20 protein-coding genes, 1 tRNA gene, 1 pseudogene and 1 riboswitch are annotated in these 20704 nt (G+C 71.4%); of the genes and pseudogenes, 16 read left to right on the top strand and 6 right to left on the bottom strand.

Annotated features, from left to right (window positions below; translation table 11 throughout):
* Positions 1-336: 336 nt before the first annotated feature.
* Complete coding sequence (locus C3488_RS14075; protein WP_103839738.1) at positions 337-1344, bottom strand: substrate-binding domain-containing protein; 1008 nt, start codon at positions 1342-1344, stop codon at positions 337-339.
* Between the two features lie 708 nt (positions 1345-2052).
* Between C3488_RS14075 and C3488_RS14080 the strand changes: the two genes are divergently transcribed.
* Positions 2053-3549 carry an arabinofuranosidase catalytic domain-containing protein gene (locus tag C3488_RS14080; RefSeq protein ID WP_374955418.1) on the top strand — a complete coding sequence of 499 codons (1497 nt, stop codon included), beginning with the start codon at positions 2053-2055 and terminating at the stop codon, positions 3547-3549.
* A 229-nt stretch (positions 3550-3778) separates the two neighbouring features.
* On the opposite strand, the gene C3488_RS14085 is transcribed toward C3488_RS14080, so the two are convergent.
* Positions 3779-3852: transfer RNA gene (locus C3488_RS14085), tRNA-Pro, on the bottom strand.
* 99 nt (positions 3853-3951) lie between these two features.
* Between C3488_RS14085 and C3488_RS14090 the strand changes: the two genes are divergently transcribed.
* The 3 genes and pseudogenes from C3488_RS14090 to C3488_RS14100 form a co-directional block, all read left to right on the top strand.
* Positions 3952-4476: a DUF309 domain-containing protein gene (locus tag C3488_RS14090; RefSeq protein WP_103839739.1), complete on the top strand. Its 525-nt coding sequence runs from the start codon at positions 3952-3954 to the stop codon at positions 4474-4476.
* Positions 4477-4523: 47 nt separating this feature from the next.
* Entirely contained in the window at positions 4524-5294 is a 771-nt protein-coding gene (gene cobF, locus C3488_RS14095) for a precorrin-6A synthase (deacetylating) (protein WP_103839767.1), read from the top strand.
* A gap of 29 nt (positions 5295-5323) precedes the next feature.
* Positions 5324-5545, top strand: a pseudogene (locus tag C3488_RS14100) (HIT family hydrolase); the annotation flags it as partial.
* Between the two features lie 18 nt (positions 5546-5563).
* On the opposite strand, the gene C3488_RS14105 reads toward C3488_RS14100, so the two are convergent.
* Positions 5564-6301, bottom strand: coding sequence for a cobalt-precorrin-6A reductase (locus C3488_RS14105; RefSeq protein ID WP_103839768.1), 738 nt, complete (start codon positions 6299-6301; stop codon positions 5564-5566).
* Positions 6302-6404: 103 nt separating this feature from the next.
* On the opposite strand from C3488_RS14105, the gene C3488_RS14110 reads away from it, so the two are divergent.
* Entirely contained in the window at positions 6405-7184 is a 780-nt protein-coding gene (locus C3488_RS14110; RefSeq protein WP_181139012.1) for an HAD-IIA family hydrolase, read from the top strand.
* Position 7185: 1 nt separating this feature from the next.
* Here the strand turns inward: C3488_RS14110 and C3488_RS14115 are convergent, their stop codons facing one another.
* On the bottom strand, positions 7186-7959 hold the full coding sequence (locus C3488_RS14115; protein ID WP_103839740.1) for a sulfite exporter TauE/SafE family protein: 774 nt from the start codon (positions 7957-7959) through the stop codon (positions 7186-7188).
* A gap of 171 nt (positions 7960-8130) precedes the next feature.
* Positions 8131-9324 (bottom strand): thiolase family protein, encoded by a 1194-nt coding sequence (locus C3488_RS14120; protein ID WP_103839741.1) that lies wholly within the window; start codon positions 9322-9324, stop codon positions 8131-8133.
* Positions 9325-9492: 168 nt separating this feature from the next.
* Between C3488_RS14120 and C3488_RS14125 the strand changes: the two genes are divergently transcribed.
* The 11 genes from C3488_RS14125 to C3488_RS14175 all read left to right on the top strand — a co-directional run bounded on the left by C3488_RS14125 (position 9493) and on the right by C3488_RS14175 (position 19969).
* Positions 9493-9750: a WhiB family transcriptional regulator gene (locus C3488_RS14125; protein WP_103839742.1), complete on the top strand. Its 258-nt coding sequence runs from the start codon at positions 9493-9495 to the stop codon at positions 9748-9750.
* Positions 9747-10229 (top strand): Dps family protein, encoded by a 483-nt coding sequence (locus C3488_RS14130; RefSeq protein WP_103839743.1) that lies wholly within the window; start codon positions 9747-9749, stop codon positions 10227-10229. The genes C3488_RS14125 and C3488_RS14130 overlap by 4 nt, the downstream gene beginning before the upstream one ends.
* Positions 10230-10272: 43 nt before the next feature.
* Entirely contained in the window at positions 10273-10611 is a 339-nt protein-coding gene (locus C3488_RS14135; protein WP_103839744.1) for a DUF3140 domain-containing protein, read from the top strand.
* Positions 10612-10618: 7 nt separating this feature from the next.
* Positions 10619-11275 carry an endonuclease gene (locus tag C3488_RS14140; protein ID WP_103839745.1) on the top strand — a complete coding sequence of 219 codons (657 nt, stop codon included), beginning with the start codon at positions 10619-10621 and terminating at the stop codon, positions 11273-11275.
* A gap of 226 nt (positions 11276-11501) precedes the next feature.
* Positions 11502-12833, top strand: coding sequence for a jacalin-like lectin (locus C3488_RS14145; RefSeq protein WP_103839746.1), 1332 nt, complete (start codon positions 11502-11504; stop codon positions 12831-12833).
* Positions 12834-12924: 91 nt separating this feature from the next.
* Positions 12925-13019, top strand: a riboswitch (TPP riboswitch).
* Positions 13011-14426, top strand: a complete 1416-nt coding sequence (locus C3488_RS14150; protein ID WP_103839747.1) for a cytosine permease — start codon at positions 13011-13013, stop codon at positions 14424-14426. Its footprint overlaps the riboswitch before it by 9 nt.
* Positions 14423-15220 (top strand): bifunctional hydroxymethylpyrimidine kinase/phosphomethylpyrimidine kinase, encoded by a 798-nt coding sequence (gene thiD, locus C3488_RS14155; protein ID WP_103839748.1) that lies wholly within the window; start codon positions 14423-14425, stop codon positions 15218-15220. The genes C3488_RS14150 and thiD overlap by 4 nt, the downstream gene beginning before the upstream one ends.
* 111 nt (positions 15221-15331) lie before the next feature.
* The gene (locus C3488_RS14160; RefSeq protein WP_103839749.1) at positions 15332-16588 is read left to right on the top strand and encodes an arsenic transporter; all 1257 of its coding nucleotides are present in this window, start codon (positions 15332-15334) and stop codon (positions 16586-16588) included.
* 159 nt (positions 16589-16747) lie between these two features.
* Entirely contained in the window at positions 16748-18190 is a 1443-nt protein-coding gene (gndA, locus tag C3488_RS14165) for an NADP-dependent phosphogluconate dehydrogenase (protein ID WP_103839750.1), read from the top strand.
* 139 nt (positions 18191-18329) lie between these two features.
* A complete protein-coding gene (lpdA, locus tag C3488_RS14170) occupies positions 18330-19727 on the top strand; it encodes a dihydrolipoyl dehydrogenase (protein WP_103839751.1) in 1398 nt (465 codons plus the stop codon).
* Positions 19724-19969, top strand: a complete 246-nt coding sequence (locus tag C3488_RS14175) for a hypothetical protein (RefSeq protein ID WP_308460667.1) — start codon at positions 19724-19726, stop codon at positions 19967-19969. The genes lpdA and C3488_RS14175 overlap by 4 nt, the downstream gene beginning before the upstream one ends.
* Here C3488_RS14175 and C3488_RS40100 read toward each other — a convergent pair.
* Positions 19922-20233, bottom strand: coding sequence for a hypothetical protein (locus tag C3488_RS40100; RefSeq protein ID WP_146067862.1), 312 nt, complete (start codon positions 20231-20233; stop codon positions 19922-19924). The genes C3488_RS14175 and C3488_RS40100 overlap by 48 nt on opposite strands.
* Positions 20234-20704: the final 471 nt, after the last annotated feature.

The following is a 20704-nucleotide window of genomic DNA, read 5'->3' on the forward strand; positions in this document are numbered from 1 at the left end:
TTCGAGGCGGGGGGGTGCGTGGTGGTCCGCAGCACAGCGGTACGTGGCGGAAGGTCGGTTGTCGCCGAGTGGGGGCCGGCCGCGGTGATCGCGGCGGGGGCGGACGGACGGCGATGCGTGAATGCCTGGCGGTGCGTCAGGACTTCAGGGCCGATCGCTCTGGCGGTGGCCTGGGTGAACCGGTCGCGACCGGCGGGCGTCGCCGCGGGTCGTTCGCGGCCGGCACGTCACTGGTAACGGCCCCTGGCCATCGGGGCGTCGGTGAAGCGGTGCGGGGTCACGGCCGGATCGCCGGCCGTCACACTAACTGGCATCAGTCCATCGGGGACTTCCTTTTCACTGTCGGGGGCGGGTCGCCGACGTTCGCACCACAAGGCTGGGCGGGATGACGATGTGAGGTGTCTCGTCGGCTGCGGGGATCCCCGCGTCGGGGTCACCGACGATCTCGATCAGCGCGAGCAGGGCACGTCGGCCGAGTTCGTCGAAATCCTGGCGGACGCTGGTCAGTGACGGTCCGAAGTACTCGGTCTCCGGCATGTCGTCGAAGCCGACGACGCTGATGTCCTCGGGTACCCGGCGCCCGGCTTGTTGCAGTGCCCTCAGCAGGCCGAGGGCCATGTGGTCGTTGGCGCAGAACACCGCGGTGACATCGGGGTCGGCGGCGACCCGTTGACCGAGCTCGTATCCGGTGCGGGCCGTCCAGTCGGCGCCGGCCGGCGGTTCGGTCACCGGAGCACCCCGCTTCTCCAGGGCGCCGCGCCAACCGGCCTCACGTTCCTGGGCGTCGAGCCAGGAACGCGGCCCGACCAGGTGGTGCACCGTTCGATGGCCGAGGTCGAGCAGGTAGTTGGTGGCGAGTTCGGCACCCGCCTCGTTGTCCACGGCGACCGAGGCCAGCGCGGTGTGGGTGCCGCAGCCGACGGCGACCAGGGGGACGTCCGCCGGTACGTTCGCCAGTGCGCCGACCGCGGCGGTCTGCGGCGCGATGACGATGATTCCCTCGACGCCCTGGGCACGCAGCCGCTCGACGGCGTCCAGCACCGAACGCCGATCGAGCGTGCCGACCGCGGCCACGGTGACGAAGTACTCGTGCTGTCTGGCCGCCTGCTCGATGCCGTAGAGCATGCAGGCCGGCCCGTACAGCGTGGTGTTGAAGCTGATCACCCCCAGGGTGCGGGTGCGGCGCGTCGCCAGGGTGCGGGCGGCGGCGTTGGGGCGGTAGCCGAGTTCACGAACGGCGGCAAGCACCCGCTCCCGGGTTGCCGGTCGCACGTTCGGGTGCTCGTTGAGGACCCGCGAGACGGTCTGGTGCGAGACACCCGCGATCCGGGCCACGTCCGCCATCACCGGTGCACGATCCCCGTCCACGCTTCCACCTCCTCCCTCACGCGCCTTGAATGTTTCCGATCGGGTGCTTCTCCGGTGGGAGCCAGCTCGCCGTGAGGAATTGTTAGCGCACACATTTCTGCGGGGTCAAGGCTCTCCGACTGCCCGCTCGGGGAATTCCCGACAGCGTTGCCAGGCACTGCACGACCCGTCTGACCTGCTCATTCAAACCCCGCAACAGCTCCGCTGGGCACATGGCCGCACACCGAAGCGAACGAAGTTCACAGCTTCTGTTTCCACACTCTTGACTATTCGACACTGTTGACCGTCTGTTCATCCGAGCGTAAAAAGGCGGAGTCGCGAGACCGGTCGATCACCCCACGACCGCACGAGAACGGCACCAGTACCAACACCCGGTCCGGGACGGCCGCGGTTCTGACCTGCTGTGTCACGCCCGGCACCAGCGATCGGACAGAGCAGCACGCACTCCTGCCGTACCCACTGCCCCCATTCCCCCCGAGCTCGGATGAGTGACGGCATCCGACAGTCTCGTTTGTTAGCGCCCACATTCCCCTGCCGAGCGGGGGACGAGATCGCGTCCAGCGCGGACGCCGTGCCCCTGCGGCAGACCCGGAAGCGCAACACGCATACCGGAGGCCCCCCTTGCCTTGCCCCTGCGCACCTGGCGCCGGGCCGGAGAAGAACGCAAGACGGAAGAGGTTCACAGTGATCGTCAGACACCTGAGAGGTCTCCGGCTGAGGGTGGTGGGCGCGGTTCTCGCACTCGTCGCCGGCATCCTGGGCGGGGTCATCGCCACCACGGGCACCGCCCAGGCCGCCTCGTCCCTGCCGTGCGACATCTACGCAGCCGCGGGGACACCCTGTGTCGCCGCCCACAGCACCACGCGGGCGCTGTACGCCTCGTACAGCGGCGCGCTTTACCAGGTCAAGCGCCTCTCCGACAACACCACGCTGAACATCGGGACGCTCAGCGCCGGCGGCTACGCCAATGCCGCGGCCCAGGATTCCTTCTGCTCCGGCACCGAGTGCATCATCACCGAGATCTTCGACCAGAGCGGCAAGGGCAACCACCTCACCATCGAGGGGCCGGGCGGCAACGGCGGGCAGGACGTCGGCGCCATCGCCAACGCCCTGCCCGTCACGGCCGGCGGCCAGCACGTCTACGGCGTGTCCATCCAGGCCGGCGTGGGCTACCGCGACAACAGCACCAACGGCGTCGCCACCGGCAGCCAGCCGGAGGGCACCTACATGGTCACCAGCGGCCACCACGTCGACGGCAACTGCTGCTTCGACTACGGCAACGCCGAAACGAGCAGCACGGACACGGGCAACGGCCACATGGACGCTGTCAACTTCGGCACCGAGTGCTGGTTCTCGCCCTGCTCCGGCTCCGGCCCCTGGGTCATGGCGGACCTGGAGAACGGCCTGTTCGCCGGCGGCAACGGCACCAACAGCAACAACACCGGCAACTCGAGCACGTTCGTCACGGCGCTGATGAAGAACAACGGCACCACCACCTACGCCATCAAGGACGGCAACGCCCAGTCCGGCGCTCTCAAGACCGACTACAACGGCAGCCTGCCGACCACCGCCGGCTACATGCCGATGCACAAGGAAGGCGCCATCGTCCTCGGCACCGGCGGTGACGACAGCAACTGGTCCGACGGGTCGTTCTTCGAGGGTGTCATGACCGCGGGCTACCCGACCGACGCGGCCGACAACGCCGTGCAGGCCAACGTCGTCTCGGTCGGCTACACCCAGGCCGCCCAGACCTTCCCGGTCACCGGCACCGCCTACCGGCTGACCAACCCCAACAGCGGCAAGGTGCTGGACGCCGTGAACTGCGGCACCGCCAACGGCACCTCGATCGACATCTGGTCCTCGCTCGGCAACACCTGCCAGCAGTGGAAGTTCGCGAGCGCCGGCAACGGCCACTACACCATCACCAACGTGAACAGCGGCACGGTCCTCGACGACAAGAACTGCGGCATCAACAACGGCACCGCCGTGCAACTCTGGTCGTCACTCGGGAACACCTGCCAGGAGTGGGACGTCACCCCCGCCGGCAGCCACTACACGATCACCAACGTCAACAGCGGCATGACGCTCGACGTGGCGAACTGCGGCACGGGCAACGGCACGGCCGTCCGCCAGTGGGCGCAGCTGGACAACGCCTGCCAGCAGTGGGACATCGCGCCCTGACCGTTCCGACCGCAGCACCGATGGCCCGTCGCCCCTCCCCACAGGCGGGCCATCGGCCCGTCCGACGGCACGGGGCGGGAGCGGCGGGGCCAGAGTCCGAGCGGCAGACGAACGGGGCCGTGCACCCGGACAGCTCACCCGCGGCTGTCGGCCCCAGCGCCCGGAGAAAACGACGAAACCCCCGAACCCGCAGGTTCGAGGGTTTCCGATGTCCTGAGACATCACACTGTCGGGACGACAGGATTTGAACCTGCGACCCCTTGACCCCCAGTCAAGTGCGCTACCAAGCTGCGCCACGTCCCGGTGCGTCTCCAGCGGTCTCCCGCGTGATCACGCGGACAGAACTTTACCCCACGACGGGCCCTGCCCCGAAAGGGGCCGGCGAGGCGGGACAATCGGGGTATGAGCGACGCATCGGGAGTTCGGGCCGGCCGGGGACGCGACCGGGACGCAGAGGGGCGGGCCCGCAACGCGCGGCCGCGGGACGGCCTGGGACGGCCGCTGCCGTACGGCGCGGAGGGCGTGGCACGCCAGCCGGAGGGCGTCGTGCGCACCCCGGAGGAGACCGTCGCCGAGGCGCAGGCGCTGCTGGACGCCGGAAAGCCGTTCCACGCGCACGAGGTCTTCGAGGACGCCTGGAAGTCGGGGCCCGAGGAGGAGGAGGCCCTGTGGCGCGGGCTCGCGCAGCTGGCGGTGGGTCTCACGCACGCGGCCCGGGGCAATGTGACCGGGGGCGTCCGGCTGCTGCGGCGCGGCGCCGGGGCCGTCGAGGCGTGGGCGTCGGGGGCGGGACAGGACCGGCCCTACGGCCTTCAGGTGGCCGACCTGGTCGGTTGGGCCCGGGAATTGGCGGCGGTGGTGGAGCGGGATGCGGCCATCGTCGACGCGCGGGCGTGGGCGCCCCGGCTGCGCGGGAGGCGGTCGTAGGGGGGCGGGCCGCGGAGACCGTCGGTGGCGTAAGGCAGACTCTGGGCGTGCGAAAGATTCATGTCATCGGCATCGGGGCGGGCGACCCCGACCAGCTGACCCTGCAGGCGGTGAAGGCGCTGAAGAGCACGGATGTGTTCTTCCTCCTCGACAAGGGCGAGGTGAAGTCCGACCTGGTGCAGCTGCGCCGTGACATCCTCGACGCACACCTGCCCCAGGGGTCGTACCGCCTGGTCGAGGCGCGCGATCCCGAGCGGGACCGGGCCGCGGGCGGCGCCGCCTACTCCCCCGCGGTCGGGGACTGGCGCTCGGCCCGCGCCGGGATCTACGAGCGGCTCATCGCCGAGGAGCTGGGCGAGGACGAGAGCGGGGCGTTCCTGGTGTGGGGCGACCCCGCGCTGTACGACAGCACCCTCGGGATCCTCGAGGAGGTCCTCGAGCGGGGCAGGGTGACGTTCTCGTACGAGGTCGTGCCGGGCGTCAGCAGCGTCTCGGCGCTGGTGGCGAAGCACCGCACGGGACTGAACCGGGTCGCCGGGCCGGTGCAGATCACCACCGGCCGCCGCCTCGCGGAGGGCTTCCCGGAGGGGGTCGACGACGTGGTGGTGATGCTGGACGCGCACCAGACGTTCCGGAAGTACGCGGACCAGGACATCGACATCTACTGGGGCGCGTACATCGGCACGCCGGACGAGATACTCGTCTCCGGCCCTCTCGCCCGGACGGCCGAGCGCATCGAGCGGCTGCGTGCCGAGGCGCGGGAGCGCAAGGGCTGGATCATGGACACGTATCTGCTGCGCAGGCGCCCCCGGGAGTAGCGGTGGCGGGTGGCCGCGACCGCGCGCCCATGACGAGTGAGCCGGAGCAGCAGATCGGAGTGGGGACGCAGGACGCGTTCCAGCGCCTGTGGACGCCCCACCGGATGGCCTACATCCGGGGCGAGAACAAGCCGACCGGTCCGGGGGCCGACGACGGCTGTCCGTTCTGCTCCATCCCGGCCAAGTCGGACGAGGACGGGCTGATCGTCAAGCGGGGGGAGCAGGTGTACGCGGTGGAGACCCGGGTGCCGACCGTGCCCGCGCCCTCGTCATGACCCCAGCCTGGCCAGCACGCCCGCCACGTCGGGCACCGCCGTCACGCCCTGCGGCAGCGGCGGGCGGCGTACGACGACGACCGGCAGGCCGAGTTCCCGGGCGGCCGTCAGCTTCGCGGCGGTCGCCCCTCCCCCGCTGTCCTTGGTCACGAGCACGTCGATGCGGTGCTCGCGCAGGAGCACCGTCTCCTCCTCGACCGTGAACGGTCCGCGCGCGAGCAGTACCCGCGTGTCCGGCGGCATCGGCGGCTCGGGGGGGTCCACCGACCGCAGGAGGAAGTGCAGGCCGGTCAGGTGCGCGAAGGCGGCGAGGCCCCCTCGGCCGGTGGTCAGGAAGACGCGCCGGCCGAGCCCCGGCAGACGGTCCGCCGCGTCGGTGAGCGAGGCCGCCTCGTGCCAGCGGTCGCCGGGTCCGGCGCTCCAGCCGGGCCTGCGGAGGACCACCGCGGGGACGCCGGTGGCCGCGGCGGCGCGTGCCGTGTTGGCGGTGATGCCCGTGGCGAACGGGTGCGTGGCGTCGACCACGGCGTCCACGCGGTGCTCACGCAGCCAGGCGGCCAGTCCCTCCGCGCCGCCGAAACCCCCGACGCGTACCTCGCCGTCGACGGTCCCCGGCCGGGACACCCGTCCGGCCAGGGACGTGGTCACGCGGACGCCGGGACGGGACGCCAGCGCCGCGGCGAGTTCGCGTGCCTCGGTGGTGCCGCCGAGGATCAGGACGTGCGGGGACATGACGACGAGGGTACGGCTGCGTCGGATCATGTCGTGCGGGAACCGTCCCGCATGCCGTACGGCCTTCCCGCACCCTGCTCGTTATCGTCCTGGCATGCCCGACATCGACGCAGTGCGTGCCGTCCTCATCGACATCGACGGCGTCCTCACCGTCTCGTGGCAGCCGCTGCCGGGCGCGGTCGAGGCACTGCGGGAGATCCGTGACTCCGGATACGCGGTCGCCCTGGTCACCAACACGACGTCCCGCACCCGCGCCTCGATCGCCGGGACCCTGTCCGCGGCCGGCTTCCCCGTGGCCGCCGAGGACATCCTCACCGCGCCGGCGGTCACCGCCGCGTACCTCGCCGAGCACTGCCCGGGTGCGCGGTGCTCGCTGCTCACCAGCGGTGACATCCGCGAGGACCTGGCGGACCTGTGTCTCGTCGACGACGAGGACACCGTCCCGGACGTGGTGATCCTCGGTGGCGCCGGTCCCGAGTTCGACTACGCGGCGCTCAACCGGGCCTTCGGCCACCTTCAGCGGGGCGCGCGGCTGGTCGCCATGCACCGCAACCTGTACTGGCGCACCGACCGCGGGCTGCAACTCGATTCCGGGGCGTTCCTGCTCGGCCTGGAGAAGGCCGCGCACACGGAGGCCGAGGTCACCGGCAAGCCGTCGCCGGCCTTCTTCGAGGCCGCGCTGACCCGCCTCGGGATGGGTGCCGGCCAGGCGCTCATGGTGGGCGACGACATCGAGTCCGACGTGCTCGCGGCCCAGCGCGCCGGGCTCACCGGAGTCCTGGTGAAGACCGGCAAGTACCTGCCGGAGACCCACCGCGACGCCGGCGGCGCGCCCCACCACGTCCTGGACTCCTTCGCGGACCTGCCCGCGCTGCTCCGATAGCTCAGCGCAGCAGGAGCTGCAGGGCGCCCACCACGGTCGCCGCGATCACCAGCTGCTCGAACAGGCGCTGGTTGATCCGGTCCACCGCCCACCTGCCGATGACGGCGCCCGGCAGCACGAACACCGCGAGCGCCGCGTCCAGCAGCAGGGAGCGGCCGTCGATCAGGCCGAGGCCGGCGCTGAAGGGCACCTTGGAGACGTTGACGATGAGGAAGAAGAAGGCCGAGGTGCCGAGGAAGCCCAGTTTGCGGAAGCCCGCGGAGAGCAGGTACATCGACATCACCGGGCCGCCGGCGTTCGCGACCATCGTGGTGAAGCCGCCGAGGACGCCGTAGGAGCGGGCCTTCATGCGGCCGGCGCGTGTGGTCACCGCGTCGGGTTCGTCGTCCCGGTCGGCGTGTCGGCGGCGCCACACCGTGACCGCCGCCATCAGCAGCAGGATCGCGCCGATCGAGGTCCGCACGACCGCGTCGTCGGCCCAGACCAGGAACAGCGTGCCTACGACGACGCCCGCGGCGACCGCCGGGAACAGGCGCCACAGGGTGGGCCAGTGGGCGTGGCGGCGGTAGGTGAGGACGGCGAGGACGTCGCCGACGATCAGGATCGGCAGCAGGACGCCGGTCGAGGCCCGGGCGGGAAGGACGGCGGCGAAGATGGCGAGGCTGACCGTGTTGGCGCCGCTCACGGCGGTCTTGGAGAAGCCGACGAGCAGCGCGGCGGCGGCCAGCGCGGCGAACCCCCACGGCGATATGTCCCACAGCGTCATCGTGTTCATGCGGGGACCGATGCTATGTCCACGCATCTGGCCACGTCAGGGGCGTCTCGCCAGATGGGCCCTCGGCGAGGCGCCCCCTGAACGACCCTGCGCCGCGCCCGTGTCTCCTACTCCCGTTTCTGCTGCACCCGCTTCTGCTGCACTCGTTTCTCCCACACCCGCGGACGTCTCCTACACCCGCGGACGCTCGACGAGCACCGTGCTGCCCTGCCCCACGCCCACGCACATCGTCGCGAGCCCCCTGGCGGCTCCGGTGCGGCGCATGCGGTGCAGGAGGGTGGTCAGGATGCGGGCGCCCGAGCAGCCGAGCGGGTGGCCGAGGGCGATGGCGCCGCCGGTCGGGTTGACCAGCTCCGGGTCGAGTCCGAGCCGGTCGGCGCAGGCGAGGGCCTGGGCGGCGAACGCCTCGTTGAGCTCGGCCTCCTGGACGTCGCCGATCGTCCAGCCCACCCGTGCCAGGGCCTTCTCGGTGGCGGGGACGGGGCCGATGCCCATGACGTCCGGGTGCACGCCGGCCGAGGCCCCGGCCACGTACCGGCCGAGGGAGTCGAGGCCCAGCTCGTCGAGCACTTCCTCGCTGACGAGGAGCAGGCCGGCGGCGCCGTCGTTCATGGGCGAGGCGTTGCCCGCCGTGACGGTGCCGCCCTGGCGGAACACCGGCTTGAGGCGGGCGAGTTTCTCGTACGACGTGTCCTCACGGACGCTTTCGTCGGCGGTGACGACGACACCGTCGGGTCGGGTCACGGGCAGGAGTTCGGCGTCGAAGAGCCCGTTCTTGCGGGCCTCGGCCGCCCGCAGGTGACTGCGCAGCGCGAAGTGGTCCTGGCGTTCGCGCGGGACGCCGTACCGTTCGGCGACCTCCTCGGCGGTCTCCCCCATGGACAGCAACCCGTGCAGGTCCTTCATCGCCGGGTTGACCAGCCGCCAGCCGAGGCGGGTGTCGGCGGTCTCGATGCGCTGCGGCAGGGCCTCGTCGGGGCGGGGCAGCACGAAGGGGGCCCGGCTCATGGACTCCGAGCCGCCCGCGAGCACGATGTCGGCCTCGCCCGCGGCGATGGCGCGGGCGGCCGTCGTCACCGCCTCCAGGCCGGAGGCGCACAGCCGGTTGACCGTGGCTCCCGGGACGGACTCCGGCAGGCCGGCGAGGAGGGCGGCCATGCGGGCGACGTTGCGGTTGTCCTCGCCGGCCTGGTTGGCGGCGCCCCAGTAGACGTCGTCGATACGGGCCGGGTCCAGCGCGGGCACGTCCGCGACCAGGCCGCGGATCACGGTGGCCGCGAGGTCGTCGGGCCGCACGGCGGACAGTGCGCCGCGCAGCCTGCCGATGGGGGTGCGGCGGGCTGCCGCGAAGTGGACGGTACGCACGACGGAACTCCTGATCGGCATCGGCGACGGAACGGGGCCGGTTAATTAGCGCCGCTAGTTTTGAACTATAGACCGCCGGACGGTCGCCGGGAAGCTCACCGGTCTCCGCGTGAAGGGGGTGCGCTCCCGCCGGGTTTCACCCGATCGGTCCTGGGGACCCGGGCGCGCATGGAGTGGTTGCGGCAAGCGGCGTGCGTGGGTGAGGACCCCGAGCTGTTCTTCCCCGTCGGGACGGCGGGGCCGGCCGTCGAGGAGACCGCCGCCGCCAAGCGCGTCTGCCGCCGCTGCCCCGTCCTGGGCGAGTGCCTGGACTGGGCGTTGGGCAGCGGGCAGACGGCGGGCGTGTGGGGCGGCACCGGCGAGCAGGAGCGTGCCGAACTGCTCCGTGCAGCAAGAGACCGACCGACAAGGAGAAGCGCGCGATGACCGTGGTGCACAGCACGCTGCCCGAGCCCGCACGCCGGGTCACCGGGGAGGCCCTGCAGGAGACCCTGGTGGATCTGCTCGGGCTGTCCCTGATCGGGAAGCAGGCCCACTGGAACATCGTCGGACCCAGGTTCCGTTCGATCCACCTCCAGCTCGACGAGGTCGTCGGCACGGCACGCTCGTACGCCGACACGGTGGCCGAGCGTGCGTCCGCACTCGGTGTGCCGCCGGACGGCCGCCCGGAGACCATCGCGTCCGCCTACGGCCTGCCCGGCACGAAGGAGGGCTGGCTGCGGGACACCGAGGTCGTGGGTCTGATGGTGGAGTCGCTGGAAGCGGCGATCGGGCGGCTGCGCAAGCGGATCGACGCCACCGCGGAGGCGGATCCCGTCACCCAGGACCTGCTGATCGGGATCACCGCGGAGCTGGAGAAGCAGCGCTGGATGTTCGAGGCCGAGAACTGGCCGCGCGAGGAGTGAGACCGAGCAGAACCCGACCACCGAGGGTGGAGAGGAGTACGCCATGACCGACGCCCTGGAGATGGACGCGCTGTGGGAGGACTTCCACCGCGTGGTGAACATGACCTCCCAGGAACTGGCGGCCTGGCTGCGGGTCCGGGACGCCGACGAGGAGAGCGAGCCACTGCCGGAGGAGGCGGGCACGCCCACCGGGCGGCACGTCCTGTCGATTCTGCAGAAGCGGCGCACCGATCTCACCGACGACGACGTCCGGGTGATGCGCAAGGTGGTGGACACGGTCGCCTCCGAGGTGGACGTGGAGAACGAGCCGGAGGCCGAGGACGAGCACCGGCGCCACCGGCTCATGACGCTGGGGCACGACCCGCTCAAGGCGTCGAGGTGAGGCCGCCATGGGCCGGGACGACAGAGCCGCCGAGGCGATCCGGGAACTCGTCGGCGAGCACGGGCAGACCTACGCGGAGGAGGCGGGGATCCGGCTCAAGGACGCCCCGCAGCCGCTGTACCGGCTGCTGTTGATGGCCCTGCTGCTCAGCGCCCGCATCCGCTCCTCGATCGCCCTGGCCACGGTGCGGGCGCTTCAGGAGGCGGGCCTGAAGGACCCGCGCCACATGGCGCAGGCAGACTGGCAGGAGCGGGTCGACGCGCTGGGGCGGGGCGGCTACCGGCGCTACGACGAGCGGACGGCGACCCAACTGGGCGACGGGGCCGAGTTGCTGACGGAACGTTGGGGCGGAGATCTGCGGCGGCTGCGGAAGGAGGCCGACGGCGACGTCTCCGCCCTGCGCCGGCTGTTGCAGGAGGTACCTGGGATCGGACCGGCCGGCGCGGACATCTTCCTGCGCGAGGTGCAGCGCGTGTGGCCCGAGGTGGCTCCCTACCTGGACGCGAAGGCACTGTCGGGTGCGGAGCGATTGGGGCTGCCGAAGGACCCGGAGAAGCTGCTGAAGCTGGCGAAGGACACCGAACCGGCGGTGCTGGCAGCGGCGTTGGTGCGCGCCGCGCTCGACAAGAAGCTGGCGGAAGAGGTACGGGCGCACGCGGCATGAGGGCGGGCTCGGGGTGGGCGGCCCTGTGCAGGCGGGACGAGTCGCCCCGCGGCGCCCGCGGCCCTCGGCGCACGGGCGGCGGCGCCCCGGCTCACCGACACCACGGCGGCCGGCCGGTGAAATATTCACCGGGAGCGGAGAAAGCGCGTTCCCCCACGGACTCACCCCCGCTACGTTTTGACATGCACGCAACACTCTCTCCGTCACCCCCCAGGAGCCGTTCCCCATGCGCAGACTCCTCGCCGCCCTCGCGGCGGCCACCGCCGCGCTCGGCGGACTCACGGTCACCACGCCCACCGCCGCGGCGGCCGACTCTGGCACGTTCCGCGTGCTCGGCTACAACGTCGCCGGTCTCCCCGAGGGCATCTCCAGCGCCCCGACACCGCGCCAGTCGAGCACCACGACGATCGGCTCACGCCTCGGCCCGTACGACATCGTCCAGGTCCAGGAGGACTTCAACTACCACGCGTACCTGTACGCCTCGGACTCCCACCCGTACCGCACGCCCACCAGCGGCGGCGCCGGCGTCGGCAGCGGGCTCAACACGCTGTCCGCGATCCCGTACGACACCGACGACTTCGAGCGCGTGCACTGGAACTCGTGCCAGTACGACTCGGGCGACTGCCTCACCCCCAAGGGCTTCACGTTCATGCGGGAGCGCCTGGCCGAGGGCGTCTACGTCGACTTCTACAACCTGCACACCAACGCCGGGACGAACGACGGCGACCTGGCCTCGCGCGCGGACAACCTCAACCAGCTGACCGCCTTCATCAAGGCCCACTCCGCGGGCAACGCCGTCGTCGTCATGGGCGACACCAACACCCGCTACACGCGCTCGGGTGACACGATCGCCGAGTTCGCCGCCGCGAACGGCCTCACCGACGCGTGGGTCAAGCTGGTACGCGGTGGCACCCCGCCCGCCAAGGGCAGCGACCCGCTGCTCTGCGACGAGAACGCGGTCACCAACAGCTGCGAGGTCGTCGACAAGATCCTCTATCGGGGCGGCAAACTGGTCTCGCTCAGCGCCACGGCGTACAACAACGAACACGCCGAGTTCCTCACCGACGACGGCAAGATGCTCTCCGACCACGACCCGATCACCGCGACGTTCAGCTGGGCACGCAACTCCGCCTTCCAGCTCAGCGACCAGTTCGGCGGGCCGCACGGCGACTATTACAACGACATCGACGGCGTCCCGGCCGGCGCCCGTGCGACCGGCATCTCGCTGCGCAGCGGCTCCCGTGTCGACCAGGTCGGCGTGACCCTGGCGGGCGGCACCACGCTCGCCCACGGCGGCACGGGCGGCACGGCGACCTCGCTGACACTGGGCAGCGACGAGTACGTGACAAGTGCGCAGCTCTGCGAGGGCCGGTACGGCGGCCGCACGAGGATCTTCTCCGCCACGTTCACGACCAACCTGGGCCGCAGCCTGGCGGGCGGCACCACGACGTCCGACTGCGTGACCCGTACGGCGCCCGCCGGCTGGCAGATCGCGGGGTTCCACGGGCGCTCCGGTGACGAGGTCGACAAGATCGGCTTCATCTACACCCGGCGCTGACGCGCCGCGACGACACCTCGAGGGCCGCTGACCGACCCGGCAGCGGCCCTCACGTATGGCTGATTCCCGTCCTCGGGTTAGTCTTGCCGCCGTACCGGACACGGGGTGCCCCATCCGCGGGCTGAGATCACACCCGTCGAACCTGAACCAGTTCGTACTGGCGGAGGGATGTCTTTCATGCCATCGGCGCATGTCTCGGGCGGGCTGCCCACGGGCGGCGGGAGCACCGTCTTCGACGGGCGGATGCCCACCGCTCCCGGCGACCTCAGGGTCGAGGGCCACGGCATCGAGCCGGTCCCCGAGACGAATCGTTACGGCGGGGCGGGCCGGCTCTTCACCGTGTGGTTCGCTCCCAATCTGACCATGACCGGCGTGTTCACCGGGACCATCGGCATCGCGCTCGGCCTGGACTTCACCACCGCGCTCGCCGCCGTCGTCCTCGGCACCCTGCTGGGCGCGGTGCCCACCGCCTATCTGAGCACCTGGGGCAGCCGTACCGGAGCCGGCCAGCTGCCGCTCGCCCGGCTGGCGTTCGGGCGCGCGGTGGTGCTCCCCGGGGTGCTGCAGTGGCTGTCCTCGATCGCCTGGGACGCGCTGATCGGGCTGTTCGGCGGCGATGCGCTGGCGCGGCTCGCCGGCTGGCCCTTCTGGCTGGGCGTCCTGGTGGTGATGCTCGCCCAAGGAGCCCTCGGGGTCCTCGGCTACGAGGCGATCCACCGGCTGCAGCTCGTCATGACGTTCGTCCTGGCGGCCGCCTTCGCCCTGATCGCCCTGCGCATGGCGGGCAGCGTGCGCCCCGCCTGGACGGGCACCGCGCACGGCGCGGACCGGGTGGGCGCCTTCGTGCTGACCAGCACCATCGCGCTCAGCCTGTCGCTGTCCTGGGCGCCGTACGCCAGCGACTTCAGCCGCTATCTGCCGCGCGGCACCTCACGGTCCCGGATGTTCTGGTGCACGCTGCTCGGTCTCGTGGTGTCCTTCGTGGCGGTGCAGGCCCTCGGGCTGTGGGGCGCCTCGGTGCTGACCGACCAGACGGCCGCGGGCGTGGACCGTGTGCTGGGCGGGGGCGCGGCCGGTGCCTTCGGGCTGCTGGCCGTCGCGCTGGCGGCGCTCGCCAGCAACGCGATGAACGACTACAGCGGCTCGCTGGCGTTGCAGACCGTCGGGGTGCGCCTGCCGCGTCCGCTGGCCGCCGCCCTCGCGGTGGTGCTGGGCTTCCCGCTGGTGCTGTGGATGCACGCGGCGAACACCACCGCCCGCTTCCAGAACGTCCTTCTGTTCGTGAGCTACTGGATCCCCGGATTCGTGGCGATCGTGGTCGTCGACTGGCTCGCACGGCGCGGCACCGCCGTCGACCTCGCCGCCGGGACCGCCCGGCTCCCGGTGTGGCCGCCGCTGCTGGCGTTCGTCGGCGCCTTCGCCGCGGCGGTGCCGTTCATGGACACCGGCCTGTACGTGGGCCCGGCCGCCCACGCGCTGCACGGCGCCGACGTCTCCTACTACGTGGCGTTCCTGGTCGCCCTCGCGCTCTACGCCCCGCTGCGCGTCCGGGAAAAGAGTCCCGCGCTCGTCCGAGAGGGAGGTCACGCATGACCGCGCCGCCCCGCGTCCTGACCATCGCAGGCTCCGACTCCGGCGGCGGCGCCGGGATCCAGGCCGACCTGAAGACCATGCTGGCGCTCGGCGCCCACGGGATGAGCGTGATCACCGCGGTCACCGCGCAGAACTCCGTGGGCGTGCAGGGGGCGTGGGAACTGCCCGTGGAGGCGGTGCGCGCCCAGTACCGCAGCGTCGTCGACGACATCGGCGTACAGGCGGTCAAGACGGGCATGCTCGCCTCGCCCGCGCTGGTCCAGGCGGTGGCCGACCTGCTCACGGACGTGCCGGCGCCGGTCGTCGTGGACCCGGTGAGCGTGTCCAAGCACGGCGACCGGCTGCTCGCCGACGACGCCCTGGACGCGGTACGGACCAGGCTGCTGCCGCTCGCCACGGTGACCACGCCGAACCTGGACGAGGTCGCGGAGCTGACCGGCGTCACGGTGACCGACGAGGCGGGCATGCGCCGCGCGGCCGACCGTCTGCTGTCGTACGGGCCCCGGTGGGTGCTCGTGAAGGGCGGCCACCTGCCCGGCGAGGCCACCGACCTGCTCACCGACGGCCGGCAGGAGCACTGGCTGCGCGCTCCGCGCCACGACAACCGCCACACCCACGGCACGGGCTGCACCCTCGCCTCCGCCGTCGCGGTCGGTCTCGCGCAGGGCCTCGCGGTGCCGGATGCGGTGCGCCGGGCCAAGGAGTACGTCACGGAGGCGATCGCGGCGGGCTTCGCGCTCGGCGCCGGCATCGGACCGGTGGACCACGGCTGGAGGCTGCGTGCGCGCACGTGACGGCGGCCGGGGAGGTGCCCGCCTTCATGAGGGTGCCTCGGGTCAAGGCGTCACAGGCGGATCTGGTGTGATGGACGGGCACCGCCGATCCTTTCGCGGAAGGACCGAACCCTGAACACCCCGCTCGCCGAGGCTCTCTCCGTCGTCCTGCTCGTCGCCGTCCTGGCCGGCGCGGTGGTGCGTCCCTTCAAGCTGCCGGAGGCCGTCTGGGCGGTTCCGGCCGCCGGGATCGCCATCCTGACGGGTGCCATCTCCCTGGACCACGCACGGGCCGAGGTGGAGCGCCTGGGCCCTGTGGTCGGCTTCCTGGCGGCCGTGCTGGTGCTGGCCCACTTCTGTGACGTCGAGGGGCTGTTCCAGGCCTGTGGCGCGTGGATGGCGCGCTGGGCGGCGGGCCGTCCCGGGCGGCTGCTGACCGCGGTGTTCGCGCTCGCCTCGGTGATCACCGCGGTGCTCAGCCTGGACGCCACCGTCGTGCTGCTCACGCCCGTCGTGTTCGCCACCGCGGCCCGCATGGGCGCCCGCCCGAAGCCGCATCTGTACGCCTGCACCCATCTGTCGAACACGGCCTCGCTGCTGCTGCCGGTCTCCAATCTCACCAACCTGCTCGCGTTCGGCGCGGCCGGGCTGAGCTTCACCCGTTTCGCCGCGCTGATGGCTCTGCCGTGGCTGGTGGCGGTGGCCGCCGAGTACGCCGTCTTCCGTCGTTTCTTCCGCCACGACCTGGACGCGGGAGCCACCGAGGAGGACCACGGCGAGCCGCCGAAGCTGCCGCTGTTCGCGCTGGTCACGGTCGCGTGCACGCTCGCGGGGTTCGTGGTGGCGTCCGCGTTCGGCGTCGACCCGGCGTGGTCGGCGGCGGCCGGGGCGCTGGTGCTGGCCGTGCGCGGAATCCTCCGGCGCCGGGCCACCCCGCTGACAGTGGTGCGCGCGGCGGCACCGTCCTTCCTGGCGTTCGTCCTGGCGCTGGGCGTCGTGGTGCGCGCGGTCGTCGACAACGGCCTCGCGAGCGCTCTCGGCCAGGTGATCCCCGGTGGCACCGGCCTGCCCGCGCTGCTCGGGGTCGCGGCCCTGGCGGCCGTGCTGGCCAACCTGATCAACAATCTGCCGGCGGTGCTGGTGCTGCTGCCGCTGGCCGCCCCGTCCGGTCCCGGAGCGGTGCTCGCCGTCCTGCTCGGCGTGAACATCGGCCCCAACCTCACCTACGCCGGTTCGCTGGCCACGCTGCTGTGGCGCCGGATCGTCCACCAGCACGACCACGGCGTCGACCTCAAGGAGTTCACGCGCCTCGGCGCGATCGCCGTGCCGACCGCCCTGGCGGCCGCGGTGGTGGCGCTGTGGGCCTCCCTCCACGTCGTCGGGACCTGACCACGCTCCGGATCCCGCACGCTTCGGCTCCCGAGCGGTGAGCAACTCCCGCCCCGCCGTCCGTAACTGATCGGTACAGCGGTACCAGCCGCACCGAGCGACATCCGTCGCGCCCGACCGACACGCGGGCGCGACGGATCCGGACCCAAGGAGCACAGCATGCAGGCGACCGCGCACATCGGCGTCACCGGGCTCGCGGTGATGGGCCGCAACCTGGCCCGGAACTTCGCGCGCAACGGGTACACCGTCGCCGTGCACAACCGCACCCCGGCCAGGACCAAGGCGCTGATCGAGGACTTCGGGCACGAGGGCACGTTCGTGGCCGCCGAGACGGCCGAGGAGTTCGTGGCGGCGCTGGAGCGACCCCGCCGCCTGATGATCATGGTGCAGGCGGGGGCGGCGACCGATGCCGTGATCGAGGAGTTCGCCCCGCTCCTCGAGCCCGGCGACATGATCATCGACGGTGGCAACGCGCACTTCGCCGACACCCGGCGCCGTGAGCGGGCGCTGCGCGAGCGTGGCCTCCACTTCGTCGGCGTGGGTGTCTCCGGCGGCGAGGAGGGAGCGCTCCACGGGCCGAGCATCATGCCCGGCGGCTCACCGGAGTCGTACGCCGCGCTCGGCCCCATGTTCGAGAAGATCAGCGCCAAGGTGGACGGCGAACCGTGCGCGACCCATGTCGGCACCGACGGCGCCGGGCACTTCGTCAAGATGGTCCACAACGGCATCGAGTACGCCGACATGCAGCTGATCGGCGAGGCCTACGACCTGCTGCGCCAGGTGGCCGGCTTCTCCCCCGCCACGATCGCGGAGATCTTCCGCCAGTGGAACAAGGGGCGCCTGGACTCGTACCTGACCGAGATCACGGCAGAGGTGCTGTCCCATGTGGACGCGGCGACCGGCAGACCGTTCGTGGACGTCGTCGCCGACGCGGCCGGGCAGAAGGGCACCGGGCGCTGGACCGTGCAGACCGCGCTGGAACTGGGCTCCCCGGTGACAGCGATCGCCCAGGCCACGTTCGCCCGCGCCGCCTCCGGCCAGTCCGCGCTGCGCGCCGCGTACCGGGGGCTGCCCGGCGGCACGAACTGGGACCTGACCCCGTACGAGGCCGAGCGCTTCACCGCGCAGGTGGAGCAGGCCCTGTACGCCTCCAAGCTGATCGCCTACGACCAGGGCTGGAAGATGATCCTGGACGCGGCCAAGGAGTTCGGCTGGAAGATCGACCTGGGGGCCGTCGCGAAGATCTGGCGCGGCGGCTGCATCATCCGGGCCGCCTTCCTGGACCGCATACGTGCCGCCTACGCGGCCGATCCGCGCCTGGTCAGCCTGCTGTCGGACGCGGGTTTCGCCTCGGAGATCGCCGAGGCCCAGGTGCCGTGGCGCGAGGCGATCGCCACCGCGGCCCGCCGGGGTGTGCCGGTGCCCGCGTTCTCCGCCGCGCTGTCGTACTACGACTCCCTGCGCGCCGACCGCCTGCCGGCCGCGCTCACCCAGGGGCAGCGCGACTACTTCGGCGCCCACACCTACCGGCGCGTCGACCGCGAGGGCAGCTACCACACCCTCTGGGGCACGCCGGGCCGCACGGAGACGGAGGTCATCTGAGACCGGCAACACCGCCGGGCTCCCCGAGCGGGAGCCCGCCCCGGACGGCGACATGCCGAACCGGCGGGCTCCGGTCCGGGCCGGGCGAAGCCGTTGCGATCAACCGGGCGAAAACATGATTCGACGGTAAGGTCGATCCATGAACGCAGAGTTCGATGTCGTGGTCCTGGGGGCGGGTCCCGGTGGTTATGTGGCAGCCGTTCGCGCCGCCCAACTCGGCCTGAGGACCGCCGTCGTCGAAGGACGGTTCTGGGGCGGCATCTGTCTGAACATCGGGTGCATCCCTGCGAAGTCGCTGTTGAGGAACGCGGAACTGGCGCACCTCGTCGTCCACGAAGCGGACGCCTACGGCCTGAAGTTCGACGGGCAGGTCGGCCTCGACTACCGGACGGCGTACCTCAGGAGCCGCAAGGTGGCCGACGGGCGGGCCAAAGGCGTCGGCTACCTCATGCGCAAGAACGGCATCGCGCAGTTCGAGGGCCAGGGGTCGTTCATCGACCCGCACACGATGAACGTCCGGATGTCCGCTGAGGAGGCCACCCTCACCTTCGCCCACTGCATCATCGCCACCGGCTCGACCGTGAAGCTCCTGCCGGGCACACGTCTCGGCAAGCGCGTCGTGACCTACGAGGAGCAGATCCTCTCCGACAGCCTCCCTGCCAGCATCGTCATCGCGGGCGCCGGAGCCATCGGGGTGGAGTTCGCCTACCTGCTGCGGGCCTACGGCGTCCAGGTCACCCTGGTCGAGTTCCTCGACCGGATCGCTCCCCTGGAGGACGAGGAGGTCTCGGCGGAGCTCGCCCGTCAGTTCCGCCGCCAGGGAATCACGGTCATGACCTCCACCCGCGTGGAGTCCATGGAGGAGACCGCGGACGGCGTCCGCGTCGTCGTCTCGCAGGACGGCCAGGAAAAGACACTGGAAGCGGAGAAGGTGCTCCAGGCCACGGGCTTTCAGCCCCGCACGGCCGGATACGGGCTGGCGAACGCGGGCGTCCGGCTCACGGATCGCGGCGCGATCGACGTCGACGGCCGGTGCCGCACCAGCCAGCCGCACATCTTCGCCATCGGGGACGTGACGGCGAAACTGATGCTCGCGCACACGGCGGAGGCCATGGGCGTCATCGCCGCGGAGACCATCGCGGGCGCCGAGACGATGGAACTCGACTACCGCATGATTCCCCGCGCCACCTTCTGCCGGCCCCAGATCGCGAGCTTCGGCTGGACCGAGGCGGAGGCCAGGAGGGAGGGGTTCGACGTCCGCGTCGCGAAGTTCCCCTTCACCGCGAACGCCAAGGCGCACGGATTCGGCGAAACGGCCGGTTTCGTGAAGCTCATCAGCGATGCCCGCCACGGCGAACTCCTGGGGGGCCACCTGATCGGGCCGGACGTCACGGAACTGCTCCCGGAACTGACGCTCGCGCAGAAGTGGGACCTGACGGTGACCGAACTCGTGCGGAACGTGCACGCGCATCCCACACTGAGCGAGGCCGTCCAGGACGCGTTGCACGGTCTGGCCGGGCACATGATCAACCTGTGAGGGACCGGCCCGCACACGGCTCGCTGCGGCCGGCGTCAAGCTCTGCGGCCGGCGCCAAGCTCGCGATCGTCTGCCACTCGTCCACCGGCACGATCGCCGAGATCGCGCAGGAACCGCACGAGGCCGCCATCAAGGCCGGGGCGGAAGTCCACCTGCTGAAGGCCGCGGAACTGGCCCCCCGAAGCACCATCGACTCAAGCCCCGTGGGGAACGTCTGGTTCGCCGGGCCGTTGCAGCTGTAATGGATGACGGCGACGCCGTCGGCCGTGGAGGCACCCGGGACATCCAGGCCACTTGCCGCTGCGCTGGGCCATCGCGACGGTGGAGACGGCGGTGTACGACGGCGAGAGCAGGGTGGCCGTGCAGCCGTCCACGGAGTCCGTCCGCGGGACGGTGAGGGACGCGGAGTTGCCGCTGGCGGTCAGGGGCTGCTCGGAGACGGTGACCGGGCCGGTCGCGGCGCCGTTGCCGTTGCCGTTGCCGTTGCCGGGAACGTGCTGGACCATCGGGCGGACCCGGCCGTTCTCCGCCGCGGAGGTGGTGTCGAGACGGTGCCACCCTCACTCACCGGAGACATGGGATGTCCATAGATGTTGTTGGGTGTCGTTGTCCAGGCCTGAGAGGGAACTCTTCCGGTCAGCCGTGCGATTTGTCAGGCAGTCATCCTCTGCGGTCACCGCAAACGACTTCAGATTGCTCCCATCAATGATGCTGAATCGTAATGCGTCGGCGGCTGCGCGAGGGGCGCTGCGGTTTCGGCCGTCCGTTCGCCCGCGCTCCGGCCGGTCGGAGCTGTTCGGGTGGCGGCCTCACTAGACATGCGATGTCTAACGACGGGCGAATCGCACTATTGCTGCCAGTAACAGGCAAAGCGACTCCCCATGGGTGACGTTTCATCCCTGCACACCCGTTGACATGGACGGGCTACATAGCCGAAGTTCGTGCGTAACATCCGGCACCCAGGAGTACAGCGCCAC

It is taken from the genome of Streptomyces sp. Ru72 (assembly GCF_002920635.1).
In the GTDB taxonomy this organism is placed as follows: domain Bacteria; phylum Actinomycetota; class Actinomycetes; order Streptomycetales; family Streptomycetaceae; genus Streptomyces.

Bases quoted from the DNA above. Each gene is read 5' to 3' on its own strand.
- C3488_RS14105 (WP_103839768.1), bottom strand. From the start codon at position 6,301: ATGTCCCCGCACGTCCTGATCCTCGGCGGCACCACCGAGGCACGCGAA.
- C3488_RS40100 (WP_146067862.1), bottom strand. From the start codon at position 20,233: ATGGTCCAGCACGTTCCCGGCAACGGCAACGGCAACGGCAACGGCGCC.
- C3488_RS14090 (WP_103839739.1), top strand. From the start codon at position 3,952: ATGAGCGACGCATCGGGAGTTCGGGCCGGCCGGGGACGCGACCGGGAC.
- C3488_RS14135 (WP_103839744.1), top strand. From the start codon at position 10,273: ATGACCGACGCCCTGGAGATGGACGCGCTGTGGGAGGACTTCCACCGC.
- C3488_RS14075 (WP_103839738.1), bottom strand. From the start codon at position 1,344: ATGGCGGACGTGGCCCGGATCGCGGGTGTCTCGCACCAGACCGTCTCG.
- C3488_RS14115 (WP_103839740.1), bottom strand. From the start codon at position 7,959: ATGAACACGATGACGCTGTGGGACATATCGCCGTGGGGGTTCGCCGCG.
- gndA (WP_103839750.1), top strand. From the start codon at position 16,748: ATGCAGGCGACCGCGCACATCGGCGTCACCGGGCTCGCGGTGATGGGC.
- C3488_RS14130 (WP_103839743.1), top strand. From the start codon at position 9,747: ATGACCGTGGTGCACAGCACGCTGCCCGAGCCCGCACGCCGGGTCACC.
- C3488_RS14140 (WP_103839745.1), top strand. From the start codon at position 10,619: ATGGGCCGGGACGACAGAGCCGCCGAGGCGATCCGGGAACTCGTCGGC.
- C3488_RS14125 (WP_103839742.1), top strand. From the start codon at position 9,493: ATGGAGTGGTTGCGGCAAGCGGCGTGCGTGGGTGAGGACCCCGAGCTG.
- C3488_RS14150 (WP_103839747.1), top strand. From the start codon at position 13,011: ATGCCATCGGCGCATGTCTCGGGCGGGCTGCCCACGGGCGGCGGGAGC.
- thiD (WP_103839748.1), top strand. From the start codon at position 14,423: ATGACCGCGCCGCCCCGCGTCCTGACCATCGCAGGCTCCGACTCCGGC.
- lpdA (WP_103839751.1), top strand. From the start codon at position 18,330: ATGAACGCAGAGTTCGATGTCGTGGTCCTGGGGGCGGGTCCCGGTGGT.
- C3488_RS14145 (WP_103839746.1), top strand. From the start codon at position 11,502: ATGCGCAGACTCCTCGCCGCCCTCGCGGCGGCCACCGCCGCGCTCGGC.